This window comes from Pseudarthrobacter sp. fls2-241-R2A-127 (assembly GCF_030209355.1).
GTDB lineage: Bacteria > Actinomycetota > Actinomycetes > Actinomycetales > Micrococcaceae > Arthrobacter.
Map to the genome: position 1 here is coordinate 20,816 of NZ_JARVSF010000014.1, position 13,084 is coordinate 33,899.

13 protein-coding genes are annotated in these 13,084 nt (G+C 61.9%); 5 read left to right on the forward strand and 8 right to left on the reverse strand.

From position 1 onward, the window contains the following. Positions 1-20 precede the first annotated feature (20 nt). Positions 21-776 (reverse strand): ZIP family metal transporter, encoded by a 756-nt coding sequence (locus QRN53_RS11920; protein WP_285244055.1) that lies wholly within the window; start codon positions 774-776, stop codon positions 21-23. A gap of 540 nt (positions 777-1,316) precedes the next feature. Here QRN53_RS11920 and QRN53_RS11925 point away from each other — a divergent pair. Then, positions 1,317-1,724, forward strand: coding sequence for a MarR family transcriptional regulator (locus QRN53_RS11925; RefSeq protein ID WP_285244056.1), 408 nt, complete (start codon positions 1,317-1,319; stop codon positions 1,722-1,724). Between the two features lie 121 nt (positions 1,725-1,845). Here QRN53_RS11925 and QRN53_RS11930 read toward each other — a convergent pair whose 3' ends face one another. Both QRN53_RS11930 and QRN53_RS11935 read right to left on the reverse strand, forming a co-directional pair. After that, complete coding sequence (locus QRN53_RS11930; protein WP_350224165.1) at positions 1,846-2,862, reverse strand: aldose 1-epimerase family protein; 1,017 nt, start codon at positions 2,860-2,862, stop codon at positions 1,846-1,848. Continuing rightward, on the reverse strand, positions 2,804-3,877 hold the full coding sequence (locus QRN53_RS11935; protein WP_285244058.1) for a glucose 1-dehydrogenase: 1,074 nt from the start codon (positions 3,875-3,877) through the stop codon (positions 2,804-2,806). Before QRN53_RS11935 ends, QRN53_RS11930 begins: the two co-directional genes overlap by 59 nt. A gap of 296 nt (positions 3,878-4,173) precedes the next feature. On the opposite strand from QRN53_RS11935, the gene QRN53_RS11940 reads away from it, so the two are divergent. Continuing rightward, positions 4,174-5,244: a YihY/virulence factor BrkB family protein gene (locus QRN53_RS11940; RefSeq protein WP_285244059.1), complete on the forward strand. Its 1,071-nt coding sequence runs from the start codon at positions 4,174-4,176 to the stop codon at positions 5,242-5,244. 372 nt (positions 5,245-5,616) lie between these two features. On the opposite strand, the gene QRN53_RS11945 is transcribed toward QRN53_RS11940, so the two are convergent. From QRN53_RS11945 to QRN53_RS11960, 4 genes are all read right to left on the reverse strand, one after another. Beyond that, positions 5,617-6,120 carry a phosphatase PAP2 family protein gene (locus tag QRN53_RS11945; protein WP_285244060.1) on the reverse strand — a complete coding sequence of 168 codons (504 nt, stop codon included), beginning with the start codon at positions 6,118-6,120 and terminating at the stop codon, positions 5,617-5,619. A 219-nt stretch (positions 6,121-6,339) separates the two neighbouring features. Further along, entirely contained in the window at positions 6,340-6,639 is a 300-nt protein-coding gene (locus tag QRN53_RS11950) for a DUF4193 domain-containing protein (RefSeq protein ID WP_285244061.1), read from the reverse strand. Between the two features lie 9 nt (positions 6,640-6,648). Next, positions 6,649-7,083 (reverse strand): low affinity iron permease family protein, encoded by a 435-nt coding sequence (locus QRN53_RS11955; RefSeq protein WP_285244062.1) that lies wholly within the window; start codon positions 7,081-7,083, stop codon positions 6,649-6,651. Then, on the reverse strand, positions 7,080-7,526 hold the full coding sequence (locus QRN53_RS11960; RefSeq protein WP_285244063.1) for a hypothetical protein: 447 nt from the start codon (positions 7,524-7,526) through the stop codon (positions 7,080-7,082). Before QRN53_RS11960 ends, QRN53_RS11955 begins: the two co-directional genes overlap by 4 nt. A 389-nt stretch (positions 7,527-7,915) precedes the next feature. Here QRN53_RS11960 and QRN53_RS11965 point away from each other — a divergent pair, with 389 nt between their 5' ends. After that, on the forward strand, positions 7,916-8,629 hold the full coding sequence (locus QRN53_RS11965) for a DUF6789 family protein (RefSeq protein ID WP_285244064.1): 714 nt from the start codon (positions 7,916-7,918) through the stop codon (positions 8,627-8,629). A 57-nt stretch (positions 8,630-8,686) separates the two neighbouring features. Here the strand turns inward: QRN53_RS11965 and QRN53_RS11970 are convergent, their stop codons facing one another. Beyond that, a complete protein-coding gene (locus QRN53_RS11970; protein ID WP_285244065.1) occupies positions 8,687-10,795 on the reverse strand; it encodes a transglycosylase domain-containing protein in 2,109 nt (702 codons plus the stop codon). A gap of 417 nt (positions 10,796-11,212) precedes the next feature. Here QRN53_RS11970 and QRN53_RS11975 point away from each other — a divergent pair, with 417 nt between their 5' ends. Then, positions 11,213-11,533, forward strand: a complete 321-nt coding sequence (locus tag QRN53_RS11975; protein ID WP_285244105.1) for a DUF1622 domain-containing protein — start codon at positions 11,213-11,215, stop codon at positions 11,531-11,533. Between the two features lie 587 nt (positions 11,534-12,120). Then, positions 12,121-12,591: a hypothetical protein gene (locus QRN53_RS11980; protein WP_285244066.1), complete on the forward strand. Its 471-nt coding sequence runs from the start codon at positions 12,121-12,123 to the stop codon at positions 12,589-12,591. Positions 12,592-13,084 lie beyond the last annotated feature (493 nt).

Consider the following 13,084-nt stretch of genomic DNA (forward strand, 5'->3'; position numbering starts at 1 on the left):
GGTTTTCTTTCAGTCATGGTTCAGCCGCCGACCTGGTCAACGGTGAATGCGGCCAGGAATCCGACGGCGGCGATGAGGCCGGTGAGCAGGTGGTGTTCTTCGAAGGCTTCCGGGATCATCGTGTCGGCGAGCATGGCAAGGATCGCTCCGGCGGCCACGGCCGTGATGAAGGCGACAACTTCCGCGGGTGCGTCCTGCAGGACCAGGAAGCCAACCAAGGCTGCCAGGCCCGAAATGACAGCAATTCCCACCCACACCCCAAACACATATTTGGCACTCCGGCCGGCCTTTTTCATGCCCGCAGTGCTGGAGAGGCCCTCGGGGACGTTGGAGATGAACACGGCCGCCAGCATGGCCGGGCTGACTGCACCGGCGGTCACCAAACCCACGCCCAGGACGACCGACTCCGGGATACCGTCCAGGAGGGCCCCGATCGCGATGGCGGTCCCGCTGCCCGGCTTTTGCTGCTCCGAGGGTTGTTTCCCGCCTGACCGCTTCCGGTGCTTGGCCCCTTTGCTGGCCAGCAGGGCGTTGGCGGCCACGTAGACCACAGCGCCGGTGGCGAAGCCTCCGACCGTCGGCCACAGCCCACCGCCGTTCACTGCCTCCTGAACCAGCCCAAACGCGAGGGCCGATATCAGTACGCCGGCGCCAAAGGACATCACCGATGACACGACCTTGGACGGGATTTTCCACTTCCACGCCAAGCCGCACCCCACGACTAGTGCGCCGCCGGCGATGGTGCCCCACATCCATGCCAGCAACCATGCGGGCATTACACTACCCCCGCCAGGAGGCAAGGTGTCGGTTCGGTAAGCAGGTTTTTCACAGGATGAGTCCTTTCCATTGATGTCAGCATGTGGCGAGCCCGATATTTGTCGACCTCCAAAGGAAGCACTGTTCTTGGCCGTGCGGAGGCAGGGCTTCCGCCACCGCCGCGCACTGCTCCGATAGGGCCGGGGGCCACCAGTGGCCGCACCCCCTTATTGCTTTGTGATGCCCAAGGAAAATCTCCACGGCGGTCAGTGCCGAAAGGGACCGCTCAAACTCGCCGGTTTGAATCTTCCTGATGAGCGGGTCGATCCCATCGACGGTTTCCGCCAAGGCTCCTTTTGCCTGGTGTGTTCCCACAATTTCTCCTTATCCGGCGGGGATGTCCCGTACTGCTGCTCTGGAATCTTCAAACTTTGCGGGAAAGCAACTATCGGAGGAAACTGGTACTCATGGATACAGCTGGTGGATCTGAATTAGTCCCGGAACCTTCGAGCCGGGAAGTTGAAGCGGTAATGCGTGCCGCGGATACCCTTTTGCGCGTCGTGTCCCGCTCCGTTGCCGAGGTGGAGGACGTGGTGAACACTCCGCAACTGCGGGTCCTGGTCCTCATCCACACCCGGGGACCGCAAAATTTGGGCGGCGTGGCCGCGGAACTGGGTGTGCATGCCTCCAACGCCACGCGCATCTGCGACCGGCTGGTCGCTGCTGACCTGCTCGAGCGGCGGGAAGACCCGGCAGACCGGCGATACATCCGGCTCGAACTGACCACAAAAGGGAAAGCTCTGGTGAACTCCGTGCTCGAGCACCGGCGGCAAGCCATCGCGGAGGTCATTCTGAGGATGCCATTGGGTCGACGCCCGGCCCTGGCTGCGGCCCTGGAGGCTTTTGCGGCCGCCGCCGGTGTCCAAGGCACCACTGACGGCCGCTTTACCCTGGGAGCCAACACGTGAAGTGACGAAGTCCTGGTGCCGCAAGCCATGTCTTCATTCAACCTCAATGTTTGCGTTTACGCAATAGTTGGCACTCTGCTGGCGCCAATTCTCTCTACGCTGCGCGGACACAGCAGTCCGGTCAGAGCGGCGTGATCCCCCACTCGCCGCTGTGGGATTGCCCGGGTTCAAGGGTTATCAAGCCCTCGCCGGAGTTAAAGGCGTCCGGGGCACACGTCATTGGTTCAACCCCCAGCCCGCTCCGCTGCCGGTCCGGCTGGGGGAGTGTGTCACCGGTGAAGATTTCCAGGTACGGATAGGACCCGTCCACCCACAGCTCAACCCCTCCGGAATCATCCGGGCGCAGGAGTTTCACCCGGGCCCGCCCGTCAGCGTCACGGACCAGGTCAGTGTAGGCGACGTCGATGTGCCGCCCGCCAAGTTGTTGGAGTTCCCGCAGGTCGTACCCGGTGCCCTCAACCCCCTTATGTCCGGTGGGTATGCCACGCTCGTCCACGGGCAGGAAGGTGCGCCCTGGCACCTGGACCAACGCGGCATTGATGGCCCCGGGAGTGTTGACTCCGGTGCTGAGGTAAGGATGCGCCCCCGTCCCGTAGGGGCACCGTGACGCACTTCGGTTCATCGCCGTGGTCCGCACGGTCAGCCCTCCCGGGCCCAGATGGTAGTCAAGGCGGCAGTCGAGCACCCACGGCCAGCCCTGGCAAGAGTGGAGCGTGTAGGTGAAGGAAATGGAGTCCTCAGTGTGTTCCACAGCCGGGGTCCCCCAGTTCCGCCACCGCGTGAGCCCGTGGATGGCCCCGCCCTTGTCCGGCTCGCTCAGGTCAAGCTGCAGCCGCTGGCCTTCCCACTCGTAGCTGCCGCCCTGGATGCGGTTGGGCCATGGAATCAGGGATTGGCCCCGGGCGCCCGTGCACATCTCCTCGGGCCCATAACCGTCCAGCAGGGGCCGGCCGTCCAGCAGGTAATCCCGCAAGGCGCCCCCGACTTCGGTCACCACGGCTGTTTGTCGTTCAAAAGAGATTTCATACTGACGTCCCGAGGGGAGGCAATGGCCGGTCCCGCCGTCCCACGGGGTCCTGTCACTCATGGCTGGGGTTTCCGTCCGTGCCACGGGTGACATCGAGGACGACTTTGACATCGTCGGTCTGGCGTTTGAAGGCCTCAGCAAAGTTAGCCAGCGGGAGCCGGCGGTTGATGAGGCGGCGCAGCCAGTCACGGTCCGCCTTGGCCAGCGCCTGTGCGCCGGCGTCGTAGTGGCGGCGGTTGGCGTTGACGCTGCCAAAAACCACACCGTTCATGAGCACCTCCTCGCGGTTCAGTGCGCCCACGTCCACCTTTGTCTGTTTTCCGGTTCCGGAAACCCCGGTCAGGCAGGTGACGGCGTCCTGGGCCCGGCACTTGAGCGCGTCCAGGACCACGGGGGTGACACCGGTGCATTCGACCAGGATATTGGGCTTGATGCCTGACTCCGGCAGGGGCTCACTGTGGTAAGTCGCGCCCAGGTCATGGACAAGGTCCGGCTTGGGCCCGTCCGTGACGATGTCGAAGACGTGCACGTCCAGGCCTTGCTGTACTCCCAGCAGCGCCGCAAGCAGGCCAACGGGGCCCGCGCCGGTCACGACGGCGGTGTGGGGGTCGAAAAATGCCCGCTGCCCGATCCGGTTGATCTGCTCCCAGGCTTTGGCCACGATGGTGGTGGGCTCCAGCAGGACACCCACATCCTCCAGACCGGGGTCCACTTTCACCATCGCCTCACCGTCTGCCCGCCAGCGTTCCCTGGCGAAGCCGTCGAGGCCTTTGATGCCATGTTCGGTGTAGTTCCCGTTGAGGCACATGTCCCATTCCCCGGCGGCGCAGGCTTTGCATGGCTCAGGGTCGGGCCTGCGGACGATGCCCACCACCAGGTCACCCTTGGCCAAGCCGGAAGCCGGCGCCGCGTCCAACACCCGGCCCAGGTTCTCGTGCCCCAGCACCAGGTAATCCTGGCCCGGCGGTGCTTCCCCGTACTCGGCGCCGATGATTTCGCTGTCGGTCCCACACAGGCCCACGGCCAGGGCCTCCACCAGCACCTCGCCCTCCCCGGTGGCCGGCTCCGGAACATCGCGCAGTTTAAGTGAATCTTTTTCCCCGGGAGTAACTGTCAACGCACGCATTACTTCTTCTCCTCAAATCAAAAACGGTTCATTGCTAAGCTTCCCGCACTAGTTGCGCTTGTGCAACAGTATGGGATATGAAGGGGCCAGCTGATTCCCGGGATGGGGCATTGGACAGTCAAGCCGCTGGCCTAGGTGACGGACCAATTTGCTGCAGCAGGCTCACTTTCCGCCACGTACAGCCCTTATGCCGGCTCATCCCCGTTGCGGCTTCCCGGCCGGGCCCGAGCCTGGCGGATAAGAATATGAAGAAGTCCCGCCGTAGGTGGGATTCTGCTCAACAAGGAGATACGGGCATGGCTTTAGATGACGCTTCCGAATCCCGTGCCGCTACGGTGCGGCATGCTCCGGCACCCGATGACGGCCGTAAACCGGAGAGGCCCGGGGATGTCACCAAGCCGTTCTGGAAATACATCGCGAGGAGGACTTTGCGGGAGTTCAGCCGGGATCAATGCCCCGACCTCGCTGCCGGACTGACCTACTACGCTGTGCTGTCTCTTTTCCCGGCGCTGCTTGCCATGGTTTCTCTGCTGGGTATCGTCGGTCAGGCAGATGGGACCACTCCGGCGCTTCTCGATATTCTGCGCGGCATTGCCCCCGGCTCCACAGTGAACGTGATTCGCGGGCCGATTGAGGAACTGACAACATCACAGACCGCAGGCTTCACCCTCGCGATCGGCACCGCAGGGGCCTTCTGGACCGCTTCGGGCTACGTGAGCGCTTTCGCTCGTGCCATGAACCGGATCTATGAAGTCGACGAGGGCAGGGGCTTGATCAGGTTCCGGGCCACGATGCTGGGCGTAACGATTCTTGCCGTGGTTATCGTTGCGATGCTCGCGGCCCCGCTCGTTCTCAGTGGCCCTGTAGCCGAGGCCGCGGGCCGTCTGCTGGGTCTTGGCGGCCTGTTCCTGGCCATGTGGAATATTGCTCAGTGGCCAGTCATTATCTTGCTGGCTATCGTCATCGTCGCGGTGCTTTACTACGTCACCCCAAACGTGCGCCAGCCTCGGTTCCGCTGGTTGAGCACGGGGTCCTTCATCGCGCTGGTGGCCTTCGTGCTGGCCTACATCGCCAACTTCGGCAATTACAACAAGACCTATGGCGCCATCGGAGGCGTAGTCATCATGCTGCTGTGGCTGTGGATTCTGAATGTTTCACTGCTTTTCGGAGCCGAGTTCGATGCCGAGACAGAGCGGGGCAGGGAATTGCAAGGCGGCTTCAAGGCCCAAGTAACTATCCAGTTGCCGCCGAGGGACACAAAGAAGAGCGACAAACTGCGCGGCAGGAGGAAGAAGAAATCCGGCGCGGACGCCGATCTCCGGGGAATATACAGCTTCCGGGAGGGCCCTGCCGTAGACAGGACCTAAGCAGGTCTGGGCTCCCCAAGCACTTCAGTTGGGGCAGTGGGAGTTCCGGGAAGGCTTGTTGTCGGCCCGGCACCTTCACCTGTTTCCACTGACAAACTGCATTTCGCCCCGCCGCAGCGTTCTCCCGGTCCCTGAGATCCTGTGCCACCCGGCGAGGCTCCTTGTCCAGGCAGCCGAGAAGCGCTCGGAACCACAGGACCGTCCGGGTCACCTCCCGTAGGCGTTCCGGCGGCCGGTAAGTGTGGATTAGCGCCCAGGGAGAGTTCACTCTGTGGGTTCGGGACCTGGCCGCACACCCTGGGTAACGTCCAGCAGGATCACGACTGCGAGGAGAACGGTGGAGAGGGAAGCGGAGGCTACCGTGTCGGTGAACTAGTGGTAGCCAAGGTAGATACGGCTTGCTGCCTCCACTGTCAGGCCAACGGCAGCGGCACCGAAAGCAGCGATCAGGGCGGTTCTGCGGGAGGAACGTGAGAAGACCAGATAGGCCCCGACGAGCAGGAAATTCGAGGCACCCACGACGTGTCCGGAGGGAAAGGATGATGTGGCGTCGGCGCCGAGCATCATATATTCGGCCGGGGGCCGGGGGCGTCCCACCATGTGGGCGATGACCTCCGTGAGGACCACCCCGGTGATCATCGCCCCGGCCAGCAATATAGGGCGCCACAGACGACGGGTCACCAAGGCCCACGCAACGACGGCTACTAAAGTGATCACGGGAAGCGCCGCGGGTCCGAAAACGAAAGCGAATCCGGCCAGCACAAGTGTGGCTGTACCCGTGCGGTGATGGATAAACCAGTCAGTCAGAGGTCCGTCGACGCTGGCGAGCCCGCTGCCGTTCAGCACGTCCCCAAGGGTCAGTACAAACGAGGACATACCGGCCAGGAAAAGGCTTAGCGACACCGCATGAAGAACCAGGAACCGGCCTGTGGATACCCTTTTGCCATCGCCTAAGTGGAAACGTTTTCGTCCGCTCTGCTCGACAGGCCCATGACCGCCGCTCATTGGACGGATTGATCAAGCTGCTGGGGTGGCAGGCCCAGGCCCCCGAAGGTCCCATGGCTGTGGTCAGGTGCTCTCAGGACCGTCACTGCTTCATCCCTCGCATTCAATGCAGTAGACGTGTCCGTCTTTCTCCTTGGCCAGCCGGGACCGGTGGTGGACCAGGAAGCAGGAGGAGCAGACGAATTCATCCTTCTTTTGGGGGACGACTTCCACGATGAGCTCTTCGGCGATGAAGTCGCCGGGCAGGTCGACTCCGTCGACGGTGTCGGCCTCGTCGAGTTCCCTCACGACGCTGCGTGCGTCAGGGGTGCTTTCTGTCCGGAGCGCCTCCAAGGAACTTTCCTGGGACTCTTTTACCTCAGGGCGGACTTCGTCGTAATCGCTGGCCATGGCGGGTACTCATTTCTTCTCGTTTTTGTTCTCCTGGTTGACGTGCCGCTCTTCTTTGCCGGGCGGCTCTTCGGATTGTGCTTCGATGTGCTTGCGCTGACGCTCGATTTCGTCTTCGCCCTCGTCTTCAGCTTCGTAGAGTTTGGAGTTGGTGACCCGAAGCTCGTGCATTATGGCATCAAGTTTGAGGTGCAACGCCGCGGAGTCCCGGTTCTGCGTGTTCTGGATGATGAACACCATCAAAAACGTCACGATCGTCGTGCCCGTGTTGATCACCAGCTGCCAGGTATTGGAGAAACCCAGCAGTGGCCCGGTGCAGGCCCACAGCACCAGAACAGCGACGGCCGCAGCGAAGATCCAGGCGTGGCCCAGAACCTTTGCCGTCCTGGAGGTGAACCTGGTGAAGAAGCCGCCCCCTTCGCCACTGCTTGGATCAGTAGTCATGGTCCCATCCTTGTATGACTCGCGCCGCTGACCGGCGCATCTACTCGATCGTCGCCCGCCGCCTGCCCGGTAATGCCGGCGCGGTGCCCGTCTAGCTGCGGACGGCGTCTGGGGGTCCCTGATCGAAGTTCCCCGGCGGCGAACGCCAAGGCGATGCACGCATTGGCGACCGCGGCGTGCCGCCGTCGCCGGTCTACCGCGGCCAGGCCCAACATCGTCAAGGCATGAAGGGCATCGGCCCCGGCACTGATCCAGTGCAGGGGAGCCCCACCGCCGAAGATGGCAGTGGCGGTGGCCTGCAACAGGTGCCGTTCCCCCAGGACACGGATGAACGTGCGGCCGTGGGCATCGGGGGCGCGTGCGATGAAAAAGCATTCCGCCGCTCCAGGAGCCAGAAGCTCCGCGGTACCATATGCTGCCCTGACCACTTCCAAAGGTCTCACGGTGCATCCTTTCGACTCAGGGCCGCCGCAGCGCCGCATTCGGGCAAGTCCTCCCTTACCCCTGGCCAGGAATGCAACAGGGTCACTGCCGCCCAAAGGCGCGCTGTTTTCACCTGTATCTCTCCTCGGGCTTTCAGCGGACGTGATAGGAAGTGTAGCGCAACAGTTGCCGGTCCGCAATGACCCGACTGTCTCCCGCAACCCCTCTCTCCGGGAAAAATTCCGATAATGGGCTGTCGGGGCAGGGTTTCGCAACCCGCGCAAGCGCGTTGACTTCTAAAGTTTGCCGTATCCAACGCGACTCAAGTTGTCAGCTGCAGTGGATGGGGAAAGCAAGTCTAGTTAGGAGCTTGCTTGCGTTTACACAAATATCACGGTTCTATGAAGGAATGGATACCCATCGCAGTGAACTAACTTCCGAAACTGTTGTCGGCGGCGGTTTGGCGGGGCTGGTCGCTACGGCCGCGATGAGCGCTCTGCTCGTTGCCGCCGACGTCACCGGCGTGATGAATTACGAGCCTCCACGGAAGATCATCGATAAGTTCTTTCCCCGGTTTCCGCTTCCGCTCAGGGATGCCGCTGCTGTCCTTGCCCATTTTGGGTATGGAGTGGCCGGTGGATGTCTTTATGCCGTGGCACGCAGGAAGCAGTCCACCCGGGCCGCGGGCATAGCCTACGGTGTATTTGTGTGGGTGGTGGGGTACGAGGGTTGGCTGCCGGCGATGGGAATACTGCCCCCTGCACACCGGGACAAGACCGGCAGGGCGCTGACGATGTTGGCCGCCCATCTGCTCTACGGCGCTGTCCTGGGCAACGTCCTTGGCAGGCGGGCCCTGGCGGAGCGTGTCCCTGCTAAGCCTGGTGACGTGTCCGGGCCTTCAGGCAATGTGGACCGCCATGATCTTCTGTCCCGGCTGCCGGAATCGTACGTCGCGTACCTATCCGACAAGGATCCTGCCTTCACCGCGACAGTATCGCCGGTGCTGGAACAATCGGCAGCCACGCAGGAACATGGCGTTCACGTGCGTTTCGTCCCCGGAGGGGTGCAGGCACTCGTGGATCCCGCCGTTCCCTATCCTCAGGTCACCGAAGGCGTTGACTAGGACCTTTTCGCCGGGCCCTGTCGCCCCAGTCGTTCTGGGTGCTGCCCACATCAGGCTTCAGCGCAACATTGATGGCGGCGGTGCAGGGAACCGGTGCCCCGGGTATTGCGGGGCTGCCGCGTTCATCAGGTGGGCCCATTGCGTGCCGGCGATGTTAGCCCCGTCCAGTCCGGTGTAGTACGTTCCGTTGATGGTGATGTTCTCGTTCGCCCACTTTGGTCCGAATCCCTTGTAGCTGCCGAACCAGGAGGCGGTCGAGATGCCCGTGGTAGCCCCTACCGTCCATGTCTGGGTGTGGCCATCGGTGGTCCCGGTTTTGGCGAAGATATCCTGTTCCTTGCCCACGGGAATGTTGTAGCCGGAGCCCTTGGTGAGCACGGGTTTGAGGGCATAGGTGACGCCTGCGGCGACGTCCGACTCGATGGTCCGCCGGCAGTCGGCTGCCGGCATCGGATAGTCGCGGCCGTCGGGGCCGGTGGCCGATTCCAGTGCTATCGGGTTGCAGTGGACTCCATTTGCGGCGAACGTGGCATAAGCGTTCGCCATGTCCAGTGGTGCGACGTCCTGGGTACCGATAAGGCTCGCGATGCTGGAGAGGTCGTAGGGCTTGTTGGTGTGGCCGTTCTTGATTCCGGCCGTCGTGGTCATTTTTTGGATGTTGCAGAAGTCCAACCGGGCCGCCGACTGGAACGTGATGGTGTTGATTGAGTGGTACAGGCCCTGAAGTACACTCATTCGGTAGTAGTGGTAGGGGTCGTCGTTGGGCAGGGGAGTTTGGCCCAGGGCTGGATCGTAGGAGCCCGTTGTCGTGCCGCAGCTGTTTTTCCACGGATAGTCGGCTTTGTAGATGCGGACCGAGCCGTCCAGTTTTGTAGCCATGGACCGGCCGGAGTTGAGCCACTCAGCGAACACGAACGGTTTCATGGTGGAGCCGATCTGGAAGCCGCCCGCTCCGTGAAGCGGATTGCCGTTGCTGTCCTTTTCGGGAAGGGTGAGGTTGCCCGTGTAGTGTCCAGGTCCTGGGGTCGGGTCGTAGATGGTGTTTTGGGCCATGGTCAGGATTTTGCCGGTGCCGGGCTCAACGCTGACAAGGGCGGCGCCGCGTTGCAGGGGGTCTGTTGCCGGCAGTGAGGCATTTACCTGTTCCTGGGCGGTCTTTTGCAGGTCCGGGTCCAGCGTGGTGCGGATGGTCAGTCCGCCTTGGTAGAGGAGCTTGTGCCGGGCTGCCTCGTCTGTACCGAAGGCGGGATCGTTGAGGATCAGCCGTTGGATGTAGTCACAGAAATAGGGTGCGGTCGCAGCGGCGCAGCCCTGTGGGGTGTGCTGGACGTCCAGGGCCAAGGGTGATGCCGTAGCCTCGTCGTGCTGCGTGGGGGAGATATATCCCTGCTGAAGCATTTTGTCCAGAACTTCATTCCGGCGGGCCACCACATGGTCTGGCTGTGTGAGGGGATCGTAGTAAGCCGGCCTGTTCACCACCCCTGCCAGTGCTGCCGCCTGGGAAAGGGTCAGCGCGTTGGCGGGCACTCCGAAATATGATTTCGCTGCCGCCTGAACGCCGTAGGCCCCGTTGCCAAAATAGACGAGGTTCAGGTAACCCTGCAGGATCTGGTCTTTGGAGTATTTCTCCTCAAGCCCGATGGCAAGCTTCATTTCCCGAAGCTTGTCGCCGATGCTTCGGGAGGCGTCGGTCGTGGCGACGTCTGGGCTGCTGCCGCCGGTTGCTGGTGACAGGATGAGGACGTTCTTGATGTACTGCTGGGTGATTGTCGATGCGCCCTGCCTTCCGCCCCGGGCGTTCACGTAGAGCGCGCGGAGGATACCGGCGGGGTCGACCCCGCCGTGGTCGTAGAAACGGGCGTCCTCGATCGCCACGATCCCGTCGCGGATGAACGGTGACATCTGTTCCAGGTTCACCGGAGCCCGGTTCTGGGCGTAAAAAGTGGCGATGACCGACCCGTCTTTCGCCAGGACCTGGGATGTCCTGGACGGCGGCTCCAGGTCCAGGTTCGAGGGGAGTTGATCAAAGAACCTAATAGATGCCCCTGCCGCCGTCGAACTCAACGCCGCGGCCGGGGCCAGGAGCCTGGCGACCAGGAAGCCGCCAATAACGCCGGCGGCGATGAAGGCCGCGGCGTTTCTCCACAGAGTCTCTTTGATCAGCATGCAGGACTTCCTTCGTTCGTGCCGCACGCCAGAGGTAAGCCTATTAAGCCCTGCCCGGGCATGCCAGGAGGCGGTCGAAACGCCGCCGCGGTTGAGGATGACACTTTTCGAATAGTTACCAATTAGCAAATAACTTTATCGCCCCGTTCCTAGTGCCGATGCCGTGCACGGTTACAGGAGCGCAACAATCCTGCAGAGGAGTGATCAGGGCTCTGACAGTTCATTGCTTGTTCGCAAGTGATGCGTCAGACTGACGTGAAGGCCCCTTCACTAGGGAACAGACTTTTCAGGACCAGTCGAAAAGGCTGCGGCCTGTCGGGATGACGGGCGATACGCGGCTTGCAGGGAGACAGACGTGGATTGCGACTCATTATTGAAACCACCGGGCGGTACCTGGACTTCGCCGGAGTGGCGGTCATGGTCGTCGGCGCCGTGGTCTCGGTGCCGCTGGCCATACGCCGCCGAAACCTCGGAGAAGGCAGCCGTCCCCCAAACCGGTCGCTCTACCGGGAATACCGGCAGTTGCTCGGACGGTCCATCCTTCTTGGCCTTGAACTCCTCGTCGCCGCTGACATCATCCGCACCGTGGCCGTGACGTCCACTTTTACCAGTGTCGGAGTCCTGGCCGTGATCGTTGTCATCCGGACATTCCTAAGCTTCTCCCTGGAGTTGGAAATCACCGGCCGGTGGCCCTGGCAAAAATCCACCGAGCCGGTTCCCGCCACGAGCGCAGCCTGAGATGAGACCGGTGCCGAATCTGCAGCCATACCTTTTGGGTTAGGGACCATGAGCACAGAGAACCACGACGACGACTTCCATCGGCTGTACGGGCTGGTCACGGAATCATCAGCAGGCATCAAACACTATTTGGATGCCATGACGGGCGCTGGCATCTCGAGGACGAGACAGCTGACCGGAGAACGGGCGAGCCCGTGCTTTCCCCCAGGCGTAATTAGACGATCGACTGCTTGACAGGCCAGGCTCTACCGGTCAATGAGGGGCGGCACCCACCACCGACACCTCACGAAGAGAGACCACTATGAATACAAAATTCACTACCGGCGACGAGATCAAAACAGGCCGTGAGGAGTCATGAAACAACGCCGGGTGCCGGAAGGCGTCAAAGCAATGTCCACCGATCCACAGCTTCTACGGATGCTCACAACACACACCCACTGCGGTGAGCCAATGACGACCTCGCGCCAGGGACCCCTTGGGGAAAGCCACACCAGCCCCGTCCACGACGTTGTCATCACCTACAGTTGCGCCTGCGGCTTCAGGTTTGATCAGCCGATCAATTCACAGCACCACGATAAGGACCTCCCATGAAACCCGCCCATAGCATCACAAAGTCCTTCCACTTGATCCCGGCCCTGGCGATATCAGCGGCTGTGTTGACCGGCTGCTACAACCCCTCTGAAGGAGACCGCGACCCGATTGCCCTCGGCGCGGACCTAAATTTCTCGGGACTGCAATTGCGGAGCGTCCTGATCGTGACGTCCGGCCAAAACGAACCCGGACGCGTCCTGGGAACGATCTTCAACACCACCGCTACAGACATACAAATGGTCCTTGCCGACTCCGATGAACAACATCCAGTCAAGATCCCCGCTCTGGGACACGTCGAGTTTGACCAGTCACCTCTGATCTTCAACAGCACGCAGGAGCCGCCCGGCGCCCGCACCGATCTACAGGTAACAGTGAAAGGGCAACAGGCCACAATCAACGTGCCCATCCAGAACGGAACCTTTGACCAGTACCGGCCATACATTCCATCACCAAGCCCATCCAGCTAACCCTAAAGGCCTGTACCAGTCAGCCCATAAAGGACTCATCGACCGCGGCGCCGCGGAGCGCCGAGCACCCCCCCAACAAGCACTCACCAAGATGCGAACCACAGAAAAGCAACTTCCACCGCCTTGCGAGCGGGGAGATTTCATCCTGGGGGTTAGACGGGTGACCGTTGCGTTTACGCAATTAGTGCGGTTGAATAAAACCACGGTGCGATAGTTGTTCCCGGCCACCCGGAAAAGCGAGGCGGACGGGGCAGGAACGCTTCTCACCAGCTCACCAGTCAGGACGGTGCGGGGCGGAACAGTTTCAGAGGCGCAAGGGCCCCGCTTCCTTGGGGGCTTTCAAAAAGGAGTAACCCCATGAAATACTTCAGGATGTACCCGGCAGCTGCAGTCACGGCAGCAGCACTCGCTCTGGCTGGGTGCACCGGGAATCCCGCGCCAACATCCAGTCCCCCCGCAGCATCACCGACGGTTTCCGCTTCGGTGGCTGCCC

Excerpts from the sequence above, each read along its gene's own strand:
- QRN53_RS11970 (WP_285244065.1), bottom strand. The coding sequence starts at position 10,795 with ATGCTGATCAAAGAGACTCTGTGGAGAAACGCCGCGGCCTTCATCGCC.
- QRN53_RS11965 (WP_285244064.1), top strand. The coding sequence starts at position 7,916 with ATGGATACCCATCGCAGTGAACTAACTTCCGAAACTGTTGTCGGCGGC.
- QRN53_RS11955 (WP_285244062.1), bottom strand. The coding sequence starts at position 7,083 with ATGACTACTGATCCAAGCAGTGGCGAAGGGGGCGGCTTCTTCACCAGG.
- QRN53_RS11945 (WP_285244060.1), bottom strand. The coding sequence starts at position 6,120 with ATGTCCTCGTTTGTACTGACCCTTGGGGACGTGCTGAACGGCAGCGGG.
- QRN53_RS11935 (WP_285244058.1), bottom strand. The coding sequence starts at position 3,877 with ATGCGTGCGTTGACAGTTACTCCCGGGGAAAAAGATTCACTTAAACTG.
- QRN53_RS11940 (WP_285244059.1), top strand. The coding sequence starts at position 4,174 with ATGGCTTTAGATGACGCTTCCGAATCCCGTGCCGCTACGGTGCGGCAT.
- QRN53_RS11975 (WP_285244105.1), top strand. The coding sequence starts at position 11,213 with ATGGTCGTCGGCGCCGTGGTCTCGGTGCCGCTGGCCATACGCCGCCGA.
- QRN53_RS11930 (WP_350224165.1), bottom strand. The coding sequence starts at position 2,862 with ATGTCAAAGTCGTCCTCGATGTCACCCGTGGCACGGACGGAAACCCCA.
- QRN53_RS11950 (WP_285244061.1), bottom strand. The coding sequence starts at position 6,639 with ATGGCCAGCGATTACGACGAAGTCCGCCCTGAGGTAAAAGAGTCCCAG.
- QRN53_RS11980 (WP_285244066.1), top strand. The coding sequence starts at position 12,121 with ATGAAACCCGCCCATAGCATCACAAAGTCCTTCCACTTGATCCCGGCC.
- QRN53_RS11920 (WP_285244055.1), bottom strand. The coding sequence starts at position 776 with ATGCCCGCATGGTTGCTGGCATGGATGTGGGGCACCATCGCCGGCGGC.